The organism is Salinisphaera dokdonensis CL-ES53 (assembly GCF_040361215.1).
Taxonomy (GTDB): Bacteria; Pseudomonadota; Gammaproteobacteria; order Nevskiales; family Salinisphaeraceae; genus Salinisphaera; species Salinisphaera dokdonensis.
Genome location: NZ_APND01000003.1, coordinates 293,716 through 316,043, shown reverse-complemented (window position 1 = coordinate 316,043; position 22,328 = coordinate 293,716). Strand labels below are relative to the sequence as shown.

Sequence of the window (22,328 nt, the reverse complement as noted above, 5' to 3'; positions counted from 1 at the left end):
CTCTTTCACCGCGAGGGGGCGATCGTTGCCGGGCGACGGATATAGCCGCCGAGTCCGTCCGGAACGATTTCGGTCAAAAGGACACCGTTTTCGGAAATGCCGTCGATCCGACCATAGTTCTGGCCAAGATGATTGCCGGGTCTCAGGCGATGGATGACGCCGTCGGGCGCCTGTATGAGGGCGTACGTAACGCCCGAGCGCGAAATCGTGCCTACCAGACGCAGCGCGTCGAGAGGGAAGCTCTCTAAAGGCTCGCGGTCACGATTCTGATCGGGTGCAATATCGCTATTGCTGCTGACATCTCGACGTGGTGCGGTGGGCGTGAACGGCGCCCGTCGCTCCTCAGGTCGATACGTGTAGGGCGTATAGGGCGCGATTTCGGGAATCGGCTCGATCGGCGCAGCGGGGCGTGCCTTCACTTGCGCCACGAAGTCCTGGAGGTCGTCATTGTCGGCGCCGCAGCCGGCGACGATCAGACACAGGCCGGCGATGGTTGCTCGCTTGATGCGCCTCATTTCGCCTTGCTCCCGCTGCCGGACGCCGTGGCGCCCGCGTCTTCCAGATAGCGGTAGGTGTTGGCGGTCATGCTCATGCGCAGTTCGCCGGAATCCTCGCCCTCTGTGATCGGCTCGATCTCGATATCCTGGATCGTGACGATGCGAGACAGGGCCGCGACGCCGGAAACGAAACGGCCGAGCTCGTGATAGGTCCCGGTCACGATCAGGTCATTGGGCAGCACCGCGTAGAAATCCTGCGGGTTTTCAGGGCGCGGCTTGAACAGCTCTTCTTCGAGCCCGCTCGCGATACGGGTCTGGGAAATGTCGTATAGCAGACTGGGGACTTCTGTCCGGCTGGGCAGTTGCTGGAGCAGGGCCCCGAACTGCAGCTCCATGGCTTCCAGTTGATCCCGGTATGCGTCCAGGTTGGCGACGAGTCGCTGCTTGGTCTCGAAGGTCTGTTTGAGTTCGGGCTCCTTGCGGGCGACGCGTTCGAGCATCTCCTGTTTGGGCAACACGAAATACCACGTGCCGATACCAATGATGATGGCCGAGACCAGCAGGATCGCCAGGCCGTAGGCCCACGTGGGCCAGCTGCCGATATTGTGCTGGTCGAGGCTACGCAGCTCCTCGATATATTCGCTGAGGCTTCTCATGAGCGCGGCGCCGTCGTGTTGTTGGAAAGCCCGACGTTTTCGCTGTCTGGTCTGGCCTGTGGGGTCTCGCCCTTGACGGTCAGGGTGAAGTCAGCGAATCGCTGCGGCCCGCTTTCGCTGGACTTGATGACGATCAGGCGAGGGTCTGCGAACCAGTCGGCGTCGTCGAGGTTGACCATGTAATCCGATACGCGGGCGTTGGACTCGGCCACACCGTTCAGAGTGGTGGTATTGCCTTTCTGCACGAGCGAGTTCAGATAGACGCCGTTCGGCAGTGTGGCGACCAGTTGGTCGAAGTAGTGCACGATGCCGGAGCGTGATTGCTGCAGCTCTTCGATGATGCGCATGCGGGTGATCAGACTGTCCCGCGTTTTCTGCAGCGCCCGGATCTCGACCAGCTGCCGGTCGGCAATGGCGATCTGGCTTTCGAGATAGCGGTTGCGCGATTCCTGCACGTCGATCAGGTGGTTGTAGTACAGCATCGGGATGACGCCGACCACGACCACGCTGGCGAGCGCGGTGAGTACGAGCAGCGTCAGAAAACGCTTGCGCTTGCGCTCGCGCGCGGCGGCACGCCAGTCCAGCAGATTGATACGAACCAATGCGCTCATCGAATCGACCTCAAGGCGAGTCCGGCGGCGACCATGAGGGCCGGGGCTTCCTGATCCACGTGGTTGCGTCGTGCGCGACTGCTGGCGAGCATTCCGGCCAGCGGATTGCCGATACTGACCGGCCGCGACATATGGCGGCCAATGGCGGCTTCCAGGCCAGGATAGAGCGTCGCGCCACCGACCAGAATCACCTGATCAATGGCCTCGTCACTCGAAGCAGCCGAGATATAGAACTGCAGTGCCCGGTCGATCTGGCCGGCGAGTCGCTCGGCAAAGTCCGTGACGTCTCCGGCGATCGCCGCGCCATCGAGTTCTCCGGTGCGCAGGCGTGCTCGCAGCTGGTCGGCGTCCTTGAGGTCGTGGCGTTCGATCAGCCGGCTTGCCAGCGCATGCCCGCCAAAGGAGAGCTCGCGCGAATACACGTGTCGACCATGGTGCTGCACGCTCAGCCGCGTCTGATGAGCGCCGATGTCGAATACGGCGACACTAGCGTTCGGGCCGAGCGTCTGGGTCTGCTCTACAAGGAGCGTAGAGGCGTTCTGGAGCGCATATTCCTCGACATCGACGGCTTGTACCTTCACCCCTGCCATATCGAGGGCGCCAATCCGGGCCTCGATGTTCTCGCGCCGGCAAGCCACGAGCAATACGCGATTGACGTCGGCGTTGTTGGGATCGCGTTCGAGTACATGGAAGTCGAGGTTGACCTCTTCGATGGCGTGCGGAATGTACTGCTCCGCATCGAAGCCGATCTGCTGCTCCATGTCCTCGTCGGACAGGTCGGCCGGCATGTCGATGATCTTGCTGATCACGGTGGGGCCCGACACGGCAATCGCGGCGTCACGGGTTCGTGTGCCGGCGCGTTCGAGGGCGCGACTCATGGTCGCGGCCACCGCCTCGGGATTCATGATCTGATCATCGGCTACCGCACCCGCGGGTAGCGCCTCGCTGGCGTAGCTGAGCACGCGATAGGCGCCCGGCTTGCCGTCGAGTTCGAGCAGTTTGATACGACTGGAACTGATGTCCACGCCGAGAAACGGCCGAGTTCTCGACTTAAAGAATTGCTCGAATAGCCCCATCCGATTCCCCCTGATCGGCTATCTCTCGCCGCCATCCAGGCTTGCGGCACACCCCCGTGTACCGTTCCCTCGGCCCATCCTGCGGACCGCGGCGCGAAATACCGGGTACAACTATACTCCTGGCGCGTTGGTTGGCAATTGCTATTTGCCGTTTAAGCGTTTGAATCCGCGCGTCTATTGTTTATCGGCCGCAGTTTCGAAATCCGCAACGACTACAGGCAAAAAAAAGTCGGCGCCGGTATCATGACCGCAGTTTTTCCGGCCAGCGGCCCGCGAGCCGCGGATTTTCGATGAAAGCGATGCCTCGCGCCCTGCGTATTCTCGTGTTCCTGCTTGCCGGGTTGTTGTCGGCTGCCACACTGGCGGTGTGCGTCGTCGGCGGGGTTTATCTGTACTTCGGTCCGCAGCTGCCCTCGGCCGGTGATATCGGCGATCCCGAGCTCAACGAGCCGCTGCGTGTCTATACGTCTGATCGCAAGCTGATCGGCGAGTTCGGCCTCGAGCGACGGCTGCCGCGCACCTATGACGAGATTCCGCCGCAGATGGTGCAGGCTTTCATAGCGGCGGAGGACGACCGCTTCTTCGAGCACCCGGGCGTCGATTATCAGGGCATCGCTCGCGCGGTTTACGTACTGGCCACTACCGGTCGCAAGACCCAGGGCGGCAGTACCATCACGATGCAGCTGGCGCGCAATCTGTATCTCACGCGGGATCGGACCTACGTTCGCAAGATCAAGGAGATAATCCTTGCGCTGCGGCTGGAGTCGAAGCTCACCAAGGAGCAGATTCTCGAGATCTATCTGAACAAGATATATCTCGGCAATCGTTCCTATGGTGTGGGCGCGGCTTCCGAGGTCTACTACCACAAGCCGCTTGATGAGCTCTCGGTGGCTGAGGTGGCAATGATCGCCGGCCTGCCGAAAGCGCCGTCACGCTACAACCCGATGTCGAATCCGGAGCGCGCGAAGGAGCGCCGTAACTACGTGCTGTCGCGCATGCATGCGCTCGGCGAGATCGACGATGCCACCTATGAAAAAGCGCTTGATGCGCCGATTACCGCGACCGCCAAGGTCGCGGATGATCGCTACGAAGCCGACTACGTGGCGGAAATGGTGCGCCAGGATATGGTGGCTCGCTTTGGCGACGAGGCTTATACCTCGGGTTTCGATGTCACCACCACGTTGAACTCCGAACGTCAGCGCGGTGCCAATCGGGCATTGCGCCGTGCGCTGCTGGCCTACGACGAACGCCACCAGTGGCATGGCCCGGAAGCGACGCTCGAAACGACCACGGTCGACGATGCCGACGCGCTCAAGACAGCGCTCGAAGGCATGAACGCGGCCGGCGGGCTGGTGCCCGCGGTGGTTACGAACGTTGGCCGCCGGAGCGCCACGCTCATGACCGAGCGCTACGGCGAGATCAATCTCGACGCGGGCCAGATGCCTTGGCTAGGCGGTAACGACCCGGCCAGCAAACTGGTCGCGCGCGGCGATGTCGTCCGGTTGGCTTATACGGGCAGCAAGGACAAGGCGAAAGCCTGGACGCTGGCGGAAGTGCCCGAGGTGCAGGGCGCCATGGTCGCGCTCGATCCGCACACCGGCGGTATCGAGGCACTGGCCGGCGGTTTCGATTTCTCGCTGTCGAAATACAACCGCGCGGTACAGGCGCAGCGTCAGCCGGGGTCGTCGTTCAAGCCATTCCTGTATTCGGCCGCGCTCGCCAACGGGTTCACGCCGGCCTCGCTCATCAACGACGCACCGGTGGTGTACGACAGTCCGGACCTCAGCGATGCCTGGCGACCGCAGAACTACAGTGGTCGCATTTATGGCCCGACCCGGCTACGTGAGGGCCTCGTGCATTCGCGCAACCTGGTGTCGATTCGTTTGCTACGCAGCATCGGCATCAATAATGCCGTGAACCATATCGCCAAGTTCGGTCTGCCCGAAGACCAGATCCCGCGCAATCTGTCGATGGCGCTGGGCAGTGCGTCGTTCTCGCCGCTGCAGATGGCGCAGGCCTATGCCGTGTTTGCCAACGACGGTTTCCAGGTCAAGCCGTACTACATTGCCAAGATCGAGGATGGGCGCGGTGAAGTGCGTTTCGAGGCGGAGCCGAAAGTCGCCTGTGCAAGCACGAGCAACTGCGCGGCACTCCAGCGTACCGGCGGCAAGCAGGACAGCTCGCGTCTGGCGGAAAGGGTGATCGACGCCGGTAATGCATGGCTGGTCGGCGACATCATGCGTGATGTCATCAAGCGCGGCACCGGCCGACGTGCCATGTCTCTGGGGCGTTCGGATCTGTCCGGCAAGACCGGCACGACCAACGACCAGATCGACGCCTGGTTTGTCGGCTTCAATGCCGATCTCGTGGGCATCAGCTGGGTCGGTTTCGACAAGCTCACGCCCATGGGCAATAGCGAGACCGGCGGCCAAGCGGCGCTGCCGATGTGGATCGATTTCATGCGCGTCGCGCTCGATGGCACGCCAGAGGCCATACCGCGGCGCCCGGCTGATCTCGTCACGGTGAGCATCGATCCGGAGTCGGGTCAGCGTGCAATCGGTGGTGGCGGTGTCTCGGAAACGTTCCGGCCCAACAATGTGCCTTCGCTCGAAGAAGCGCGTCGTTCGGGCAAGAACGCGCCGTCGAACGAAGTCGAACAACTGTTCTAGGCGCGCAACCCGCGTCGAAGAGGTTAGCTCATGGCAAGTGCGCGCAAGCAGGCGGCCCAGCGTCAGCACATGGCGCAGCTGGCAGCACGGCTTATGGCCGAGCAGGGTATCCGGGATTTTCGTGTCGCCAAGCAAAAAGCGGCCCAGCACCTGGGGATCGACGTCCGTAACAGCGTGTTGCCCAAGAACAGCGAAATCGAGTCCGCACTGGCCGAGCACCAGCGGCTCTTCGCCGGGGATCAGCAGCCGGCACAGCTACGGGCGATGCGCGAGGCCGCGTTGCAGGCGATGACGTTGTTCGCTGCATTCAAGCCGCGGCTCGTGGGGGACGTGCTCTCCGGGCTTGCTGACGCCAATTCGGATATCCAGCTACATGTGTTCGCCGAGCAATCCGAGGCGTTCGACTTCTTCTTGCAGGAGCAGGGCATTCCCTACGAGATCGTCGAGCGGCGTTACCGCGTGGGTCGCGACGAGCACCGCTTCTATCCGGCATTCCGTTTTGTTGCGGGCGACCATGGCTTCGAGGCGACGCTGTTCGGGGCAACCGAAATTCGAGAGGCGCCGCGCAGCCTGGTCGACGGCCGGCCGATGACACGAGCGACGCCGGCGCAGGTGGAACGCGTGATCGCCGACGAAGATGTTCGCGAGCGCCTCGCCGCACTCTGAGATCACGGCGGGCGCGTGACGAGTCATCTATCCTTCTAGATTAGCGTCCGCACTTTTATACCCCTCGCTGTTGCGCGAGCGGAGATCGGGCCCATGCCGCGCGCGGGCGCGGTCGATTGAGCGCGGCTGAGCAGCGACATCGTGGGTGCGTTCGTGTTGCCACTGAAGCAACTGTCCATTCCATTGGCTGGCGAGCATCGATGTGTCGGGTTTTTACCGCGGGCGCCGTGGTCTATATGCAGGTGCGAAGCGTCTTGACATCGCGCCTTCGCGATTCCTTCATGGTTCTGGGTATGCTGTTCGTAGCGGCTATCGCATTCGCAGCCTGGATGGGGGTATTGCATGGAAAACTTCGAGAAGATTCTGCTCGCCTATGACGGCAGTGAATGTGGGCGCATCGCGCTGCGACGCACGCTGCCACTGCTGGGTTCCGGCGAGGTGGAAGTGCATCTGCTGGCGGTAGTGCCGCTGACCGGCGCGGTCGCCGCGGCCGAGGGGTTCTACACGGAAAGCATGTACGAAGCCGAGCGCGAACGTATCGAGCAGATACTCGCCGAGGGTGTCAGCCTGCTCAAGGATCGCGGCGTGGACGCCGAAGGCCACTTGCGGGCAGGCGAGCCAGCGCACCAGATCGCCAAGCTGGCCGACGATCTGGCGGTGAATCTGGTCGTTGTGGGCCACCAGCGCCGCGGCGTGCTGGCGCGCTGGTGGCAGGGGTCGGTAGGCGCGTCACTGCTGGACCGGCTGGGCTGCAGCCTGCTGGTGGTGCAGGCGCCGGGCGAGAGCGAGGACGTGGCCGCGCCGTAGCCGGCCGGGCTATTCCGGCAGGTAGGCGCGCCAGTCGTGAGCGGTGTCACCGAACGCGAGAAAGTGTGTGTTGAGCACGCTTTCGGTTTCGTTGTAACGAAGCGGCTCACCGGCCACATCGACGATCTGGCCGCCAGCTATCGCGAGTACCGCATGACCGGCCGCGGTATCCCACTCGCTGGTCGGCCCGAGCCGCGGATAGAAATCCGCGTCGCCATCGGCGATCACGCAGAATTTGAGTGACGATCCCATGGTCACCGGCTCGTAATCGGGCATGCGTTCGAGCAGGGCATCAATGCTGGTCGAACGGTGCGAGCGCGAGACCAGAACTCGTGGCTTTGCGGCATCTACCGTCACGGTAGAGATTTGGCGCGGCGCGTGGTCGCCTTTCTGGCGGAACGCGCCAATCGCGCGGGCCGCAAACCAGAGTGTATCCAGCACCGGCGCGTAGACCACGCCGAGAACCGGCTCGTGATCGACTATGAGCGCTATATTGATCGTGAACTGGTCGTTCTTGTTCACGAATTCCTTGGTGCCGTCGAGCGGATCGATCAGCCAGTAGGTCGACCACTCGCGACGGGTCGCGAAGTCGATATCCGCCGCTTCCTCCGAAAGCTGCGGCGTGTCCGGCGTCAGCGCGGACAGCGCGGCATGGATACTGCGATGGGCCGCGAGATCGGCCTGGGTCAGCGGGCTATCGTCGGCCTTGGTCTCTACGTCAAAGTCGCTGTAATAGATCGGCAGGGTCTTCTGGCCGGCCTCGACAGCGATATCGCAGACGTTATCAAGCAGCTCGCGGGTCAGTTCCATGGCATGCGTGTAAGGAAATTCGGACCCGCATCATACCGATTCGCTTGGCGGCCCGCGTTCGTTCCGCCGAGCTAGCTGCGACGCGAGCGCGGCTTGCGATTGCCGCCGCCATTACGGCGTCCCCCGCCACGCGGCTTGCGAGGGCGGCGGGCCGGAATCACCACGTCGTCGGCAAAGGCCTCGCCGTGCGGCATCTCGGCTTCGATCTTGTGCTCGATGTAGTCTTCGATATCGGGCAGGGAATAGACATATTCCTCGCAGGCGAAGGAGATTGCGTCGCCGGTGTTGCCCGCACGCGCGGTGCGACCGATGCGATGCACGTAATCCTGAGCGTCCTGCGGCAAATCGTAGTTGATGACGTGGGTCACGTCCGGAATATGTAGCCCGCGAGCGGCCACGTCGGTGGCCACCATGATCGGCAGCTTGCCCTGCTTGAAGTCCTCGAGCAGGCGCAGACGCTTGTTCTGGGCGACGTCGCCGGAAAGCGTCGCGGCGGTGAAGCCGTTGGCGTTCAGGCCGTCCTCGATGAATTCCGCGGTGCGCTTCGTGTTGATGAAGATCAGCGTACGGCCGTTATCGACCCGGCGCAGCGTACCGACCAGCAACGCCAGCTTGTCGTCCTTGGACACGTGATAGAGCTTTTGCGTGATCGCGCCGATGTTCACGGTTTCCGTGTCGGTGCGAATGAGCGTCGGGCTGTTCATGTGCTCATAAGCCAGTTCCAGTACGCGGTGCGACAGCGTTGCCGAGAACAACAGGTTCTGGCGGTTCTCCGGCGCCGGCATTTTCCGGAACATGTAGCGGATATCGTCGATGAAACCGAGATCGAACATGCGATCGGCTTCGTCGAGTACGGCCACCTCGATGGCTTTGAGCGTGTAGACCTTCTGCTTGTAATAGTCGATCAAGCGACCCGGGGTGCCGATCAGGATATCCACACCGTCCTGAATCGCCTGACGCTGTTCCTCGTAACCGGTACCGCCGTAGCAGACCACGCATTTCAGGCCCGTATCGGCAGCCAGCGGCAAGGCGTCCTTGTAGATCTGATCCGCGAGTTCGCGCGTCGGCGCCAGGATCAGCGCACGCGGCTGACTCGCCTCTTTGGGCGCATGCTCGCTCGGCTCGGGATTGTCCTTGAGCAGGCGGTGCAGGGTGGCGAGGAGGAAGGCAGCTGTTTTACCGGTGCCCGTATGCGCCTGGCCCGCAATGTCCGCACCCTTGAGTGCGAGCGGCAGGGTCTCCGCCTGGATCGGCGTGGCGTGGGAGAAACCCCGGGTGGTCAGGCCGGCGAGAATGGTCTCGTGTAGCCCGAGCGAGTCCAGCCGTGTGTCGGTGAGCATCTTCTGCTGGGCAGATTCGGCGGCGGTTGCGGTTTCGGTCATGATGGCCTTTGGAAAAGGTGAGCAGTATCGCTTTCTGGCAAGACGATACATGGCCCGATAATCGGGGGTTGAAAAACGCGCCGAATTAGGCTCCAATAGCCATTAACGTTGCGAATACGGATATTCGCTGCACTGCCCGAGTCGGGTCGACTCGCATTCCGGCACTGTTTTTTGCAGCCCGCACTATAACAGCTTGTGATCTTCACGGTTGTCGGGCCGCGACCTTTCGCGCAGCTTGCAAACATCATTTCGCGCCCTTAATTACCAGTTTCAGTAACGCACTGCTTGGTCCCCAGGCAGGCGTGAATCTTTTTGTCCCGTTCGATTTCCGAGGACGCCCATGAGTGAAAACATAGTCAAAGTCAGTGATGACAGCTTCGACAGCGATGTGCTGTCTGCCTCCGGTCCCGTGCTGGTGGATTACTGGGCTGAGTGGTGCGGTCCGTGCAAGATGATCGCCCCCGTGCTCGACGAGATTGCAGATGAGTACGACGGTCGCCTGACGGTCGCCAAGCTCAATATCGATGACAATCCGAACACGCCGCCGCGTTACGGCATCCGGGGTATTCCCACCCTGATGTTGTTCAAGGACGGCGAAGTAGCCGGAACCAAGGTCGGCTCCGTCTCCAAGACCCAGCTGACCGAATTCGTAGATCAGCACATCTGATCCCGATACCGCCGCCGGCTCAATGCCGGCGGCTTTCGTTTGATCCGCAACGGATCACGCGCCCGCCCACTGCGAGACCGCGCCATGACGATTTCGCCGCAACTCATAGATAGCCGTGTCTGAAGAAACAGTCGACGAACGCCAGTCCAAGGATTCCAATAACAACAACGGTGGTAACGGTGGTGGTAACAACCGCCGCGGCCGGCGTCGTAAGAATCCCAATAGTGGCAACGGGGGTGGCAACAAGCCCCGGAACAACAACGGCAATCGCGGCAAGGGTGGCGGTCCGAACAAGGGGCCGAACAACCCGCCGAACGAGGACATCGACGAGGCTGAGTTCGAAGCCTACGCCGGTGCCGCCGGTGATGGGCCGATCCTCAATCTCAGCGAGCTGAAGCAGAAGACAGCCGCCGAGTTGATGGAGATGGCGCAGGAAATGGGTCTGGAGAACCTGACCCGTATGCGCAAGCAGGACCTGATCTTCGCCATGCTCAAGGCGCATGCGAAATCGGGCGAGCGCATCTACGGCGATGGCGTTCTGGAAACCCTGTCCGATGGCTTCGGTTTTCTGCGCGCCAGTGAATCCTCCTATATGGCCGGGCCGGACGATATCTATGTGTCGCCCAGCCAGATCCGTCGTTTCTCGCTGCGAACGGGTGACACGGTCAGCGGCCGTATCCGGCCGCCCAAGGAATCGGAGCGCTACTTCGCGCTGCTCAAGGTTGACGAGATCAACGAGGACCCGCCCGAGAAGTCCAAGGGCAAGGTGCTGTTCGAGAACCTCACGCCGCTGTTCCCGACCGAACGGCTGCATATGGAGCTCGGTAACGGCTCCACCGAGGACATCACGGCCCGCACCATCGATCTGGTCGCGCCCTTCGGCAAGGGCCAGCGCGGACTGGTGGTTTCGCCGCCCAAGGCCGGCAAGACCATGATGTTGCAGAACATCGCCCAGTCGATCGCGACCAACCATCCGGATTGTCATCTCATCGTGCTGCTCATCGACGAGCGGCCCGAGGAAGTCACCGAGATGGAGCGCAGCGTGCGCGGCGAAGTCGTGTCGTCGACTTTCGACGAGCCGGCCTCACGCCATGTGCAGGTCGCCGACATGGTGATCGAGAAGGCCAAGCGCCTGGTCGAGCACAAGAAGGATGTGGTCATCCTGCTCGACTCGCTCACCCGTCTGGCTCGCGCCTACAACACCACCGCACCCTCGTCGGGCAAGGTGCTTACGGGCGGTGTCGATGCCAACGCGCTGCAGAAGCCCAAACGCTTCTTCGGCGCTGCGCGTAACGTGGAAGAGGGCGGCAGCCTGACCATCATCGCCACCGCGCTGGTCGAGACCGGCTCGAAGATGGACGAGGTCATCTACGAGGAGTTCAAGGGTACCGGCAACATGGAAGTCCATATGGACCGCCGTATTGCCGAGAAGCGTATCTACCCGGCCATCCACGTCAATCGCTCCGGCACGCGCCGCGAGGAGAAACTGGTGCCGCAGGACGAGCTCCAGCGTATGTGGGTGTTGCGCAAGCTGCTGCACAGCATGGACGACCTGGCCGCCATGGAGTTGCTCATCGATCGGATGAAGCAGACCAAGACCAACGCCGAGTTCTTCGCTTCGATGAAGCGCTAGGCGCAAAGGCTCCAGGTAGCCAAAGAAAAGCGGGCTTCGGCCCGCTTTTTTTATGCGCTGTATGAATGTCCGACGAGAACGGCGAAGAGCCGCCGCCGGCTTTGGCTCGTAGCCCCCAGCTAGCGGCTATTCATGGCCGCGCGGATACGCGGCGCCAGTTCACGCGCGTTGGTACGCCAGCCGCTGGACAGGCTTTCAACCAGCGCATCGTAGCCGTCTTCTTCGAGAGCAACGCGGCGCTGGAACGGCTCCCGTAGCAGCGTTGCGCCATTGGCATCCATAAGCTGCCAGTGCCCGGCGATATGGGCGTGACCGTCGTAATGGCCCATGAATGCATCGACGCGGGTGGCCAGGCGCAAGTCCGCCCGATCGGCGTCACTGCGCTGCTGTACACGAATGCCGGGCAGCGCGGCAGCCAACTCGGACTCCAGTGCATCGCGCAACTGGCCGGCCAGCGGCGCGGCCCAGCGGTTGTTGTTGGCGATGGCAACTCGATGGGCAGTGGTCTGGTAGACGATGCCGCTCTCGTCGAGATACGGCGAAATGCGCACGGGTTCGACAACCAGCACGCCGTCTTCGTTTGTCGCGGACTGTGGCTCGGCCGGAGAATGATGCTGGTCGAGCAGGAACATCGCCGGCGCATTGCCGCTGCTCGCGCAGCCCGTCATTGTCAGCACGCCACACAGAAGAACAAGACGAATCGGTTTCATCGGGCAGCCTTCGGAGTTGGATCCTTGCCTTCGGCAGGGCCGAAGATCAGGGCATTGGGGTCGTTGCGCAGCGTACGGGCCAGCGGCGCGACGTCGTCGAGCACACGGTTGAGGCGGTCCAGGGAGCGATTGAATTCGCCGTAGGCCGGCGCGCCCTGCTGGAAGCCGTCGAGCGTCTGCTGGAGTTCACCCAGGGTGACCCGCAGCGTGCGCGGCAGTTCGCGTGTGTCCTCGGACTCGAGCAGGCCATTGATATTGCGCGTGGCGCGATGCAGCTGGTCGAGGGTCGCGTTCGAGGTCTCGAGCGTGTGCTTGAGGTCGTTGGCGATCGGCCGGATATCGAGCGCGTTGAGCTTGTCCATCAGAGCCGACAGCTGGGTCTGGATACTGGTGATGCTGCTGGGCACGCTCGGGAACACTTCATGCGGCCCGATCACCTTCGGGTCATAGTCTTCTGCGTTGTTCTCGAACTGCAGGTTGATGAACATCGCCCCGGTCAGGAGATTGCCGGACTTGATCGTTGCGCGCAGGCCATTGGCGAAGAAGCGGCGGTTGTTGTCGCGCCACTGTTCATCGCTCCAGTCGGCCCAGCTGTTGGCCGGACGCTGTGGCTCGATCGAGATCAACACCGGAATCTTGAAGCTCGAAAACTGACCGAGATCGAAGTCGTCGCGGAAGTAGGGCACCTTCTCCACCGTGCCGATACGCAGACCGCGATACTCCACCGGCGCGCCAGGATTGAGCCCGCGCACGGAGTCGTCGAGCAGGATGACGTACTTGATCTTGTCGTCGAAGCGATCCTGCGCGGCCGCGTTGCGGGTCGGGTAGAGTTTGAAGGCCTGATCCTGCTCGACCGCCTTGCCCGGCTCTACGCCATCCGGCAGCCCGAAGGTCACGCCGCCGGCCAGAATGCTTTGCAGCGAACCGGTCTGCACGTCCACGCCGTCCGAGCCGAGATGAAAGTCGATGCCCGATCGCAGCCAAAACTGCGTCGTACGGGTGACCAGTTTCGCGAAGGGCTCGCGTACGAATACCCGATACTCCATGCGTTGTTCGTCGACAGCGAATTCGCCGGATTCGATCTGACCCACGGTCTGGCCCTGATAGATGATCGGATCGCCCACGGCGAGCGAGTTGTCGCCGTCGCTTGTGAGGGTAACGGCAACGCCGGGTTCATCCGGCGAACGCGCCGGCGGCGTATCGCTGACCGCGAATTCGCGCCGGGCCTTGTCGCCCTGGCCGGGCTGAAGCTGGATATACGCCCCCGAGAGAATAGTGCCGAGCCCGCTGATGCCCTGGCGACCGACGCGCGGCTTGACGACCCAGAAGCGGCTGTCGCCGACGAGCAGGTCGGCGGTATCGGGGTTCATCTGTACGGTCGCGACCGCGCCGTTGTAGTCGTCGGCCAGACGTACGTCAACGACATGGCCGACTTCGACACTACGGACCTTCACCAGCGTCTTGCCGGCATCGAGGCCCTCGGCCGTATCCACTGCAAGGGTGATTTCCGGACCACGGGACATGATGTTCTGGTAGATCAGAAACAGGCCGATCAACGCTGCGCCCAGCGGTATCAGCCACACCGGCGAAATACGCCAGCGGCGTGGCGGGGTGGTTACAGCCGTGTTCGGGTCATTGCTCATGCACTATCCGCATTGAAGGTGTCGCCCCACAGACGTCGTGTGTCGAAGGTCAGCGCCGCGACCATCGTCATGACCACGACGGCCGCGAACGACAAGGCCGCCGGCCCCGGCTCTATGGCCATCAGCGAGCCGGCACGGACCAGGGCGGCCAGCACGGCGACCACGAACACATCGATCATCGACCAGCGGCCGACCTTCTCGGTGAGTCGGTAGAGCCGCATCTGGGTGGGTGAATCATCATGCCACCCGTAGCTCGCCGCCAGGCACAGCCAGCCTAGCGCCACGATCTTGCTGATCGGGACCACCACACTGGCCACGAAGATCACCAGCGCGATCGGCCACGAGCCGGTATGTACGAGATGCAGCACGCCGCCGATGATGGTCTGCGGGTCCGTGGAGCCAAGACTGGTCGTCGACATGATCGGGTAGATATTGGCCGGAATATACAGGATCGTCGCAGTGGCCAGCAGCGCCCAGGTCAGCTGGATGCGGTCGAAACCGTAGTGCGGGTGGCGCCGGCCGCAACGCGGACAGTCGTGACGTCGGCTGACGTGGAACGGCGTCTCGCAGCCGCGACAGATGACGAGCTGCTGGCTTGCGCCGGTACGACCGGTCTCGATCGTGGTGGATGCGCGGGCGGGGAGCGGCGCGAGCCGGTCCCACAGACTGATCCAGTCAACAAGCGTGAGCGTGCGCAGCAGCAAGGCTGCATAGATACAGAACGCAATGAACGACGGCCCGATCCGGATATCGGCCAGCGTGACGATCTTGATCAGGCTGACGAGCACGCCGACGATGAACACGTCGGACATCATCCACGGCTCGAGTGGGCGTAACCGCCGCGCGAGATGGATAGCGAACGGATTGCCCGGCCCCTTGCGGGCGATTGCGCACAGATAGGCCAGCGTGAGTAGATAAAGCCCCGGTAGCCCGACGGTAGTAAACATCAGCAGCGCCGCGAGGCTCGGGTAGTCGTAACCGGCGAGCGCGCCGGCCGCATCGACAAACGACATCGTATGGCCGATGCCCTGGGTCGAGAAGCTTAGAAAATCAAAAGCAAAAACCAGTGCCAGCATGATCAATGCGGCCAGCGACCAGGCCAGCGGTCGCTGCATGTCGCGTTGCGCAGCGCCGGCCACGTGATGATGGCAACGCGGGCAGTGCGCGGCTTCGCCCTCGGCGCGCGGCGGCATGCGCATCACCCAGTCGCATTCGCGGCATAGCGCGATACGATCGGTGGTAGCGAAGGGTTGGGCATTCATCGAGTGACGATAGTCCGGGCGCCGCGGTTCGGATGCAGGGCAAAAAAAAGCGGGCCGCAGCCCGCTTTCTTCTGCCGCTGGTTAGCGGTTGTTGATATCGACGTAGTCGCGCAGCTTGTAGCCGGTATAGACCTGCCGCGGCCGCGCGATACGCATGCCCGGATCGGCCATCATTTCCGACCAGTGGGCGGCCCAGCCGACGGTGCGCGCGATGGCGAACATCGGCGTGAACATGTTCACCGGAATACCCAGCGCCTGGTAGATGATGCCGGAATAGAAATCGACGTTCGGGTAGAGCTTGCGCTCGACGAAGTAGTCGTCTTCCAGGGCAATACGCTCGAGTTCCAGAGCAAGCTCGAAGAGCTTGTTGTTCTGCATGCCGTAGTGCTCGAGCACTTCGTGACAGTAGCCGCGAATGATCTTGGCGCGCGGATCGAAGTTCTTGTAGACGCGATGGCCGAAGCCCATCAGGCGGAACGGATCGTTCTTGTCCTTCGCCTTCTCCAGATACTTCGGCACCTGCGACACGTCGCCGATCTGGTTGAGCATGTTCAGCACAGCTTCGTTGGCGCCGCCGTGTGCCGGCCCCCAGAGGGCCGCGATGCCTGAGGAGATTGCGGCGTACGGGTTGGCGCCGGTGGAGCCGGCCATACGCACCGTCGACGTGGACGCGTTCTGCTCGTGGTCGGCGTGCAGGATGAACAGCACGTCCAGCGCCTTGGCGGCGACCGGATCGACTTCGTATTCCTCGGCCGGCACGGCAAAGCACATGCGCAGGAAGTTGGCCGCGTAGTCGAGATGGTTCTTCGGGCCGATCTTCGGCTGGCCGATCGAGTGCTTGTAGGCTGCGGCGGCAATTGTCGGCATCTTGGCGATCATGCGATGCGCGAAGATCTCGCGATGCTCCGGATTCCGGATATCGGTCGTGTCGTGATAGAAGGCCGACAGCGAGCCGACGATGCCGGTGAGGATGGCCATCGGATGGGCATCGTAATGGAAGCCATCGTAGAACTTCACCAGCGACTCGTTGAGCATCGTGTGATGCGTGATCGCGTGGCGGAAGTCTTCCATCTCCGTGGCGTTCGGCAGTTCGCCGTTGAGCAGCAGATAGCACACTTCGAGATAGCTCGAATGCTCGGCCAGCTGGTCCACCGGATAGCCGCGATACATGAGGATGCCGTTTTCACCGTCGATGAAGGTGATATCGGACTTGCAGCTGCAGGTGGCGGTGAACGCGGGATCGTAGGTGAATACGCCCTGTTTCGTGTTCAGGCCGCGCACGTCCACACCCGGCGTACCGAGCGTGCCGTCGACAAGCGGCAACTCGGTGCTGCTGTCGTCCTGCGGATTGCTGATCTTGAAAGCTTCGCTCGTCATCTACGATCTCCCGGGTTTAGTCCGTCATGTCCGATATCGGGCCCGTTCAGGCCTCGACCACCGGCTGCGGATAATGCGAAGGGTATGCGGTACGTGCCACGCCGGTGTCTACGGCGGCCTGGGCCACGGCGGGCGGAATGAAATCGATCAGGCGCGGGTCGAACGGGCTGGGAATGATGTAGTCCGGCCCGAAGGACATCGCGTCCTGGTCGTGGGCTTCGAGCACGCTGTTGGGTACGGGCTGGCGTGCCAGCTCGCCCATCGCGCGTGCCGCGGCGACACACATGGTCATGTTGATACGCCGGGCGCGCACGTCCAGCGCGCCGCGAAAGATATACGGGAAGCCCAGCACGTTGTTGATCTGGTTCGGATAATCACTGCGGCCGGTGGCCATGATGAGGTCGTCGCGCACACTGCGCGCGTCCTCGGGCAGGATTTCCGGCGTGGGGTTCGACAGCGCGAACACCACCGGTTTGGCCGGCATCATGCCGATCTGTTCCCTGGATACCGTGTCCGGGCCGGAAAGACCGATGAACACGTCCGCCTGCTTCATGGCGTCGTCGACGGTACGCAGATCGGTCTTGGTGGCGAACTGGGCTTTCTGCTCGGACAGGTCGTCGCGGTCCGAATGGATCACGCCCTTGCGATCGCACATGAACACATTGTCCAGCTGTGCGCCCATTTCCAGCAGCAGGTTCATCGACGCCACGCCGGCCGCACCCGCACCCATGCACACGATCTTGGCGTCGGCGAGCTGCTTGCCCTGTAATTCCAGCGCGTTGATCAGGCCCGCCGCCACGATGATCGCGGTGCCGTGCTGGTCGTCGTGAAAGACCGGGATATCGAGGCGCTCGATCAGCGTCTTCTCGATCTCGAAGCAGTGCGGCGCGGCGATGTCCTCGAGGTTGATGCCGCCGAATGTCGGCGCAATACGCATCACCGTATCGATGAAATCCTTGGGATCGTTGGCGTCGACTTCGATATCGAAGACATTCACGTCCGCAAACTTCTTGAAAAGTACCGCCTTGCCCTCCATTACCGGCTTGCTGGCCAGCGCGCCGGTATCACCAAGGCCGAGTACGGCCGTACCGTTGGTGATCACCGCAACGAGATTGCCCTTGGATGTATAGCGAAAGGCATCTTCGGGATCGTTCTGGATTGCCTTCACCGGCTCGGCCACGCCGGGCGTATAGGCCAGCGAGAGCTCACCATAGGTGGTGAAGGGCTTGGTGACCGAAATCGCAAGTTTCCCGGGCTTGGGCTTTGCGTGGTAGTCCAGAGCTTCCTGTTTGCGCGAGTAATCGGCCATGCAGTTTGCGGCTTTGCTTTCCGGCAGAGGAACCCGTTGACGCGCGGCTCGCGGCGCCCGGGTGGTTATCGACGAATCCCCGAGTATACCGGCGCACTCGCCGTGCGACTAGCGACTCGGCTCGCGTTCAGCTGTTTTCAGGTAGAGCCTGCACCTGCGCAAGCTCGCCATCCGGGGTGATTTCTGCCACGACTTCAATAGGCTGGCAGCACACGAAACAGTCTTCGGTGTAGCGCTGATCGCCCGCCGAACAATCCACCAGAAGCGTGATCGGCTCGCCGCAGTAGGGGCAGATGACGGTGGTTTCCTCGAGCATCGGGCGGGTGTCCTCGATCAGGGCAGCAGGGCAGCGAGGATAGTATCCAGAAACCGCCACCCGTGGTCGGTGGCGCGCAGGCCCTGCGCGTCGAATTCGACAAGTCCCTGATCGATCGGCTCGGCCAGCGCCTCGCCGAGCGCTGCCCAGGCCAGGCCGGTGCGCTGCTCGTACTCGCTGCGCGAGACGCCGGCGCGCCGGCGCAGGCCATTGAGCAGATACTCGAAGCGGGCGTCGTCGGCATCCAGCAGGCGCGTTTCCGCGATCGACGCCGGTTTTCCGGCCACCGTCATGTAGCCGGTTGGCCAGCGCTGGCGCGCGGTGCGCTCGATGGCGCCGTCTGCACGTGTGCGTTTGCCGTGGGCGCCGGCGCCAATGCCGAGATAGTCGCCGAAGCGCCAGTAGTTGTCGTTGTGCCGGCAGGCCGCGTCCGGTTTAGCCCAGGCCGATACTTCATATTGCGCATAGCCGGCCGCGCGCAGACGCTCGCTGGCCTGCTCGAAGATTTCGACCACGGTGTCTTCCTCGGGCAGTGCTGGCGGCTGGCGATAGAAGGGCGTGTTGGGCTCAAGCGTGAGCTGGTAATAAGAGATATGACCGGGATCGCGGGCGATGATCTGGTCGATATCGGACATCGCTCGATCCATGTCCTGGCCCGGCAGGCCGAACATCAGATCGCAGTTCATGGCTTCAAAGCCGCCGGCGCGGGCATCGTCGATCGCGGTCAGCGCCTCACCAGCGCCATGGATTCGGCCGAGTGCGGTAAGGCAGTCCTCGTCGAGGCTCTGAATGCCCAGTGACAGACGATTGACGCCCGCCGCGCGCAGGTCGGCAAAACGATCGTGCTCGGTGGTGCCGGGGTTGGCTTCGAGCGTGATTTCGCAGTCGCGCGCCAGGCCGAGCCGGCTATCGAGCGCGTCGAGCACGCGACCGATCGCGGCCGCAGAAAAAAGGCTGGGCGTGCCGCCGCCAAAGAATACCGTTTCGATCGGCCGGTTTTCGTCGACCGTGGCGAGTGCCCAGTCGGCGAGCAGGGCCTCGATATAAGCGTCTTCAGGCAGGTCTGTCGGTGCCCGGTGCGAGTTGAAATCGCAATAGGGGCACTTGCGCACGCACCACGGCAGATGGACGTACACCGACAGGGGCACGGCATCGCGCCGTGCGGTCGCCAGATGCGAGGTTTCAGCCGCCGTGGCCACGGTCACGCAGTTGCTCGACGAGCTGCTGCATCGCCCGGGCGCGATGACTGATCTGATTCTTGCGGGCTTCCGGCATTTCGGCCGCACTCGCATTTTCCTCGGCGACCCAGAACAAAGGGTCGTAGCCGAAGCCGTGTTCGCCGCGAGGCGCTGACAGGATCTGCCCGCGCCATGTGCCATGGGCGATCACCGGCACCGGATCCTCGGCGCCGAGTGTTGCCGCCAGGCAGCAATGGAACGCCGCGCCGCGCTGGCCGTCTGCCACCCCGTCGAGCGCGGCGACCAGCTTGGCGTTATTGGCGGCATCGTCGCCGTGAGTGCCGGCATAGCGTGCCGAGTAGACACCGGGCGCGCCGTCGAGCGCATCGACAGCGAGCCCGGAGTCGTCTGCGATCGCCGGCAGGCCCGTGTGTGCTGCCGCATGACGGGCCTTGAGCAGGGCGTTGTCGACAAACCCGATGCCGGTTTCCTCGGCATCGGGCACGTCGAATTCGCTCTGTGCGACCAGCGCGATATCCAGCGTGGCCAGCAGGCTGCGCATCTCGGCGAGCTTGCCGGCATTGCCGGAGGCCAGCACCCAGCGCTGTGGCGATGCGCTCATCCGTCTAGCTCTCGCGGGCGGCCCGCTGTGCGGCGATCAGTTCGCCGACGCCTTTTTCGGCATGGCCGAGCAGCGCGTCCAGTTCGCTGCGCGCGAAGGCATGGCCTTCGGCCGTGCCCTGGATTTCGATGAAGCCGCCGGCCTCGTTCATGACCACGTTCATGTCGGTCTCGGCCTGGGAATCCTCGGCATAGTCGAGGTCGAGCACCGGCATGCCTTCATAGATGCCGACCGACACCGCGGCGATCTGGCCGTGGATCGGGTTGCTCTTGAGCTTGCCGGACTTGACCAGCGTGTCCATGGCGTCGACCAGAGCGATATAACCGCCCGTGATGGAGGCAGTGCGGGTACCGCCATCGGCCTGTATAACGTCGCAGTCGACGGTCACGGTGCGGCTGCCCAGCGCGTTCATGTCGACGACTGCGCGCAAGCTGCGCCCGATAAGGCGCTGGATCTCGACGGTGCGGCCACCCTGTTTGCCGCGTGCGGCCTCGCGCCCATTGCGGCTGCCGGTGGAGCCCGGGAGCATGCCGTACTCGGCCGTGAGCCAGCCGGTGTTCTGGCCGCGCAGCCACGGCGGCACGCGTTCCTCGACGCTCGCGGTGCAGATCACACGCGTATCGCCGAAGCTCACCAGCACGGAGCCGGCGGCGTGTTTGGTGAAGTTGCGTTCGAAGCGCACGTCGCGCAGTTGGTCGGCGGCTCGTCCGCTGGGTCGCGTGGTCAAGGTTTCTGGCCTTTCATCGTCGAATGTATGAGGCCGCAGAGTGTAACAGTGGCCTGCCAGCCGGGCCGCTTGCGTCCGCGCTGGCTGAAAGGGCGTGGCGTCACCCGCCCATGCCTGTGCGATACTGCGCCGCCTAGCTCGGTGCCATACAACGGACGGACTCAGCCGATGACCCGCAGCATGACCGGTTTCGCACGCAGCCAGACCCAGGGCGACTGGGGCGAACTCGTGTGGGAACTGCGCAGCGTCAACCACCGCTTTCTCGATATCCATCTGCGCCTGCCCGAGCCGCTGCGCGCGCTGGAGCCCGCGATTCGTGAGGCGATTTCGCGTGTGCTATCGCGTGGCAAGGTCGATGTGTCGGCCAAGCTGCAGACCGCTGACAACGCCCAGACCATCGAGATCGACGAGCAGCGTCTGGAAGCGCTCGGCGAAGCCCTGTCCCAGGTGCGCTCGACGGTGATCGACTGTCAGGCGCCGGATGCGCTGCGCCTGCTCACCTATCCGGGCGTGCAGCGCGAATCGGAGCCGGATGTCGAAGCGGTCCATCGCGATGCGCTGACCGCGCTCGAGGATGCACTCGCCCAGCTGCAATCCATGCGCGACGACGAGGGTAGCCGGTTGGCAGCGATGCTGGTCGAGCGTGCGCGCAAGGTACGCGAACATGCCGACGCGGCAGCCGAGCGGGTACCGCAGGTGCGCGACAGCTGGTACGCCAAGATGCGCGGTCGGCTCGAGGAGCTGGATACGGAAACCGATCCGGCGCGCCTGGAGCAGGAGCTGATCTTCACCGCCCAGCGCATGGACGTGGCCGAAGAGATCGATCGCCTGCACAGCCATGTCGAGGCGCTGGAGGCGGCTCTGAACAAAAGCGAGCCGATCGGTCGACGCCTGGATTTCCTGATGCAGGAATTCAATCGCGAGGCGAATACGCTGGGTTCCAAGTCACAGGATCCCGAGCTCACCGCTCACGCGGTGGAAATGAAAGTGCTCATCGAACAGATGCGCGAACAGGTCCAGAACATCGAGTAGTGACGCGCGTGAACGAATCCGCACATCCATCCCGCGGTCAGCTCTATGTCATTTCGGCGCCCTCCGGCGCCGGCAAGACGAGCCTGACCCATGCCCTGATCGAGCGCCTGGCGCGCCGCGGCCGCAAGGCCCGGTTCTCGGTGTCCTACACCACGCGCGACGCCCGCGCGGGTGAAGTGGACGGCGAGGACTACCACTTCGTACCCATGGCCGATTTCGAGGCCATGATCGAAAGCGGCTCGTTCCTCGAGTACGCACGGGTATTCGATCGCTACTACGGCACCTCGGCCGCCGAAACCGAGCGTTGGCTCGCACACGGCCAGGATGTGGTGCTGGACATCGACTGGCAGGGCGCGCAGCAAGTGCGCGAGCGCGCCAATGGGGCAATCACGATCTTTATCCGCCCGCCGTCGCGGGACGAACTCGAGCGCCGGCTGCGCGCGCGTGCCTCCGACGACGAGGCCCAGATCGCACGCCGTCTGGCCGAAGCCGACGACGAACTCGCACGTGCCGACGAATACGATCATCAGATCGTGAACGATCATTTCGACGACGCGTTGGACCAGCTGGAACAGATATTCCTTGCTGCCGGCGCGCCCGGGGAAAATACGCCGTCACGGGCCTAGCCGCGAGCGGTACAAGTCGTTACACTACGCGGTTTGCCCCCTCGTCGCGAGA

The 22,328-nt window shown here is 63.1% G+C and carries 22 protein-coding genes; 7 read left to right on the top strand and 15 right to left on the bottom strand.

The window, feature by feature from the left end:
• Positions 1–5 precede the first annotated feature (5 nt).
• The 4 genes from SADO_RS11005 to pilM are packed head-to-tail and all read right to left on the bottom strand — an operon-like array spanning position 6 to position 2,789.
• Complete coding sequence (locus tag SADO_RS11005) at positions 6–515, bottom strand: pilus assembly protein PilP (protein WP_353111277.1); 510 nt, start codon at positions 513–515, stop codon at positions 6–8.
• Positions 512–1,153 carry a type IV pilus inner membrane component PilO gene (locus SADO_RS11000; RefSeq protein ID WP_353111275.1) on the bottom strand — a complete coding sequence of 214 codons (642 nt, stop codon included), beginning with the start codon at positions 1,151–1,153 and terminating at the stop codon, positions 512–514. Before SADO_RS11000 ends, SADO_RS11005 begins: the two co-directional genes overlap by 4 nt.
• Entirely contained in the window at positions 1,150–1,764 is a 615-nt protein-coding gene (locus tag SADO_RS10995; RefSeq protein WP_353111273.1) for a PilN domain-containing protein, read from the bottom strand. Before SADO_RS10995 ends, SADO_RS11000 begins: the two co-directional genes overlap by 4 nt.
• Positions 1,761–2,789, bottom strand: coding sequence for a type IV pilus assembly protein PilM (gene pilM / locus SADO_RS10990; protein WP_353111271.1), 1,029 nt, complete (start codon positions 2,787–2,789; stop codon positions 1,761–1,763). The genes SADO_RS10995 and pilM overlap by 4 nt, the downstream gene beginning before the upstream one ends.
• Before the next feature lie 341 nt (positions 2,790–3,130).
• Here pilM and SADO_RS10985 point away from each other — a divergent pair, with 341 nt between their 5' ends.
• The 3 genes from SADO_RS10985 (at position 3,131) to SADO_RS10975 (ending at position 6,982) form a co-directional block, all read left to right on the top strand.
• Positions 3,131–5,509, top strand: a complete 2,379-nt coding sequence (locus tag SADO_RS10985; protein ID WP_353111269.1) for a penicillin-binding protein 1A — start codon at positions 3,131–3,133, stop codon at positions 5,507–5,509.
• A gap of 30 nt (positions 5,510–5,539) precedes the next feature.
• Entirely contained in the window at positions 5,540–6,175 is a 636-nt protein-coding gene (locus SADO_RS10980; RefSeq protein ID WP_353111267.1) for a hypothetical protein, read from the top strand.
• 342 nt (positions 6,176–6,517) lie between these two features.
• On the top strand, positions 6,518–6,982 hold the full coding sequence (locus SADO_RS10975) for a universal stress protein (RefSeq protein WP_353111265.1): 465 nt from the start codon (positions 6,518–6,520) through the stop codon (positions 6,980–6,982).
• Between the two features lie 9 nt (positions 6,983–6,991).
• Here the strand turns inward: SADO_RS10975 and cysQ are convergent, their stop codons facing one another.
• Both cysQ and SADO_RS10965 read right to left on the bottom strand, forming a co-directional pair.
• Positions 6,992–7,792 (bottom strand): 3'(2'),5'-bisphosphate nucleotidase CysQ, encoded by an 801-nt coding sequence (gene cysQ / locus SADO_RS10970; protein WP_353111263.1) that lies wholly within the window; start codon positions 7,790–7,792, stop codon positions 6,992–6,994.
• A gap of 71 nt (positions 7,793–7,863) precedes the next feature.
• Entirely contained in the window at positions 7,864–9,174 is a 1,311-nt protein-coding gene (locus SADO_RS10965) for a DEAD/DEAH box helicase (RefSeq protein WP_353111261.1), read from the bottom strand.
• 340 nt (positions 9,175–9,514) lie between these two features.
• On the opposite strand from SADO_RS10965, the gene trxA reads away from it, so the two are divergent.
• Both trxA and rho read left to right on the top strand, forming a co-directional pair.
• Complete coding sequence (gene trxA, locus SADO_RS10960) at positions 9,515–9,841, top strand: thioredoxin TrxA (RefSeq protein ID WP_353111259.1); 327 nt, start codon at positions 9,515–9,517, stop codon at positions 9,839–9,841.
• 373 nt (positions 9,842–10,214) lie between these two features.
• Positions 10,215–11,474: a transcription termination factor Rho gene (gene rho, locus SADO_RS10955; protein ID WP_434547908.1), complete on the top strand. Its 1,260-nt coding sequence runs from the start codon at positions 10,215–10,217 to the stop codon at positions 11,472–11,474.
• Positions 11,475–11,593: 119 nt separating this feature from the next.
• Here the strand turns inward: rho and SADO_RS10950 are convergent, their stop codons facing one another.
• The 9 genes from SADO_RS10950 to rph all read right to left on the bottom strand — a co-directional run bounded on the left by SADO_RS10950 (position 11,594) and on the right by rph (position 20,618).
• Positions 11,594–12,184, bottom strand: a complete 591-nt coding sequence (locus SADO_RS10950) for a PqiC family protein (RefSeq protein WP_353111257.1) — start codon at positions 12,182–12,184, stop codon at positions 11,594–11,596.
• Positions 12,181–13,827 (bottom strand): intermembrane transport protein PqiB, encoded by a 1,647-nt coding sequence (gene pqiB, locus SADO_RS10945; RefSeq protein ID WP_353111255.1) that lies wholly within the window; start codon positions 13,825–13,827, stop codon positions 12,181–12,183. Before pqiB ends, SADO_RS10950 begins: the two co-directional genes overlap by 4 nt.
• Positions 13,824–15,089 (bottom strand): PqiA/YebS family transporter subunit, encoded by a 1,266-nt coding sequence (locus tag SADO_RS10940; RefSeq protein ID WP_353111253.1) that lies wholly within the window; start codon positions 15,087–15,089, stop codon positions 13,824–13,826. Before SADO_RS10940 ends, pqiB begins: the two co-directional genes overlap by 4 nt.
• Before the next feature lie 81 nt (positions 15,090–15,170).
• Entirely contained in the window at positions 15,171–16,466 is a 1,296-nt protein-coding gene (locus SADO_RS10935) for a citrate synthase (RefSeq protein WP_353111251.1), read from the bottom strand.
• 46 nt (positions 16,467–16,512) lie between these two features.
• Complete coding sequence (locus tag SADO_RS10930) at positions 16,513–17,775, bottom strand: malic enzyme-like NAD(P)-binding protein (RefSeq protein WP_353111249.1); 1,263 nt, start codon at positions 17,773–17,775, stop codon at positions 16,513–16,515.
• A gap of 127 nt (positions 17,776–17,902) precedes the next feature.
• On the bottom strand, positions 17,903–18,091 hold the full coding sequence (locus SADO_RS10925; RefSeq protein WP_353111247.1) for a CPXCG motif-containing cysteine-rich protein: 189 nt from the start codon (positions 18,089–18,091) through the stop codon (positions 17,903–17,905).
• A 17-nt stretch (positions 18,092–18,108) separates the two neighbouring features.
• Positions 18,109–19,296 (bottom strand): radical SAM family heme chaperone HemW, encoded by a 1,188-nt coding sequence (gene hemW, locus SADO_RS10920; RefSeq protein WP_353111245.1) that lies wholly within the window; start codon positions 19,294–19,296, stop codon positions 18,109–18,111.
• Positions 19,274–19,891: an RdgB/HAM1 family non-canonical purine NTP pyrophosphatase gene (rdgB, locus tag SADO_RS10915; protein ID WP_353111243.1), complete on the bottom strand. Its 618-nt coding sequence runs from the start codon at positions 19,889–19,891 to the stop codon at positions 19,274–19,276. Before rdgB ends, hemW begins: the two co-directional genes overlap by 23 nt.
• Before the next feature lie 4 nt (positions 19,892–19,895).
• Positions 19,896–20,618 (bottom strand): ribonuclease PH, encoded by a 723-nt coding sequence (gene rph, locus SADO_RS10910; RefSeq protein ID WP_353111241.1) that lies wholly within the window; start codon positions 20,616–20,618, stop codon positions 19,896–19,898.
• A 168-nt stretch (positions 20,619–20,786) separates the two neighbouring features.
• On the opposite strand from rph, the gene SADO_RS10905 reads away from it, so the two are divergent.
• Together SADO_RS10905 and gmk are read left to right on the top strand one after the other, a co-directional pair.
• The gene (locus tag SADO_RS10905; RefSeq protein ID WP_353111239.1) at positions 20,787–21,650 is read left to right on the top strand and encodes a YicC/YloC family endoribonuclease; all 864 of its coding nucleotides are present in this window, start codon (positions 20,787–20,789) and stop codon (positions 21,648–21,650) included.
• Between the two features lie 8 nt (positions 21,651–21,658).
• Positions 21,659–22,276 carry a guanylate kinase gene (gene gmk, locus SADO_RS10900; protein ID WP_353111237.1) on the top strand — a complete coding sequence of 206 codons (618 nt, stop codon included), beginning with the start codon at positions 21,659–21,661 and terminating at the stop codon, positions 22,274–22,276.
• Positions 22,277–22,328 lie beyond the last annotated feature (52 nt).

Coding starts and splice junctions, on each gene's coding strand:
- SADO_RS11005 (WP_353111277.1), bottom strand. CDS start 515: ATGAGGCGCATCAAGCGAGCAACCATCGCCGGCCTGTGTCTGATCGTC.
- SADO_RS11000 (WP_353111275.1), bottom strand. CDS start 1,153: ATGAGAAGCCTCAGCGAATATATCGAGGAGCTGCGTAGCCTCGACCAG.
- SADO_RS10995 (WP_353111273.1), bottom strand. CDS start 1,764: ATGAGCGCATTGGTTCGTATCAATCTGCTGGACTGGCGTGCCGCCGCG.
- SADO_RS10985 (WP_353111269.1), top strand. CDS start 3,131: ATGAAAGCGATGCCTCGCGCCCTGCGTATTCTCGTGTTCCTGCTTGCC.
- SADO_RS10980 (WP_353111267.1), top strand. CDS start 5,540: ATGGCAAGTGCGCGCAAGCAGGCGGCCCAGCGTCAGCACATGGCGCAG.
- SADO_RS10975 (WP_353111265.1), top strand. CDS start 6,518: ATGGAAAACTTCGAGAAGATTCTGCTCGCCTATGACGGCAGTGAATGT.
- cysQ (WP_353111263.1), bottom strand. CDS start 7,792: ATGGAACTGACCCGCGAGCTGCTTGATAACGTCTGCGATATCGCTGTC.
- SADO_RS10965 (WP_353111261.1), bottom strand. CDS start 9,174: ATGACCGAAACCGCAACCGCCGCCGAATCTGCCCAGCAGAAGATGCTC.
- trxA (WP_353111259.1), top strand. CDS start 9,515: ATGAGTGAAAACATAGTCAAAGTCAGTGATGACAGCTTCGACAGCGAT.
- SADO_RS10950 (WP_353111257.1), bottom strand. CDS start 12,184: ATGAAACCGATTCGTCTTGTTCTTCTGTGTGGCGTGCTGACAATGACG.
- pqiB (WP_353111255.1), bottom strand. CDS start 13,827: ATGAGCAATGACCCGAACACGGCTGTAACCACCCCGCCACGCCGCTGG.
- SADO_RS10940 (WP_353111253.1), bottom strand. CDS start 15,089: ATGAATGCCCAACCCTTCGCTACCACCGATCGTATCGCGCTATGCCGC.
- SADO_RS10935 (WP_353111251.1), bottom strand. CDS start 16,466: ATGACGAGCGAAGCTTTCAAGATCAGCAATCCGCAGGACGACAGCAGC.
- SADO_RS10930 (WP_353111249.1), bottom strand. CDS start 17,775: ATGGCCGATTACTCGCGCAAACAGGAAGCTCTGGACTACCACGCAAAG.
- SADO_RS10925 (WP_353111247.1), bottom strand. CDS start 18,091: ATGCTCGAGGAAACCACCGTCATCTGCCCCTACTGCGGCGAGCCGATC.
- rdgB (WP_353111243.1), bottom strand. CDS start 19,891: ATGAGCGCATCGCCACAGCGCTGGGTGCTGGCCTCCGGCAATGCCGGC.
- SADO_RS10905 (WP_353111239.1), top strand. CDS start 20,787: ATGACCCGCAGCATGACCGGTTTCGCACGCAGCCAGACCCAGGGCGAC.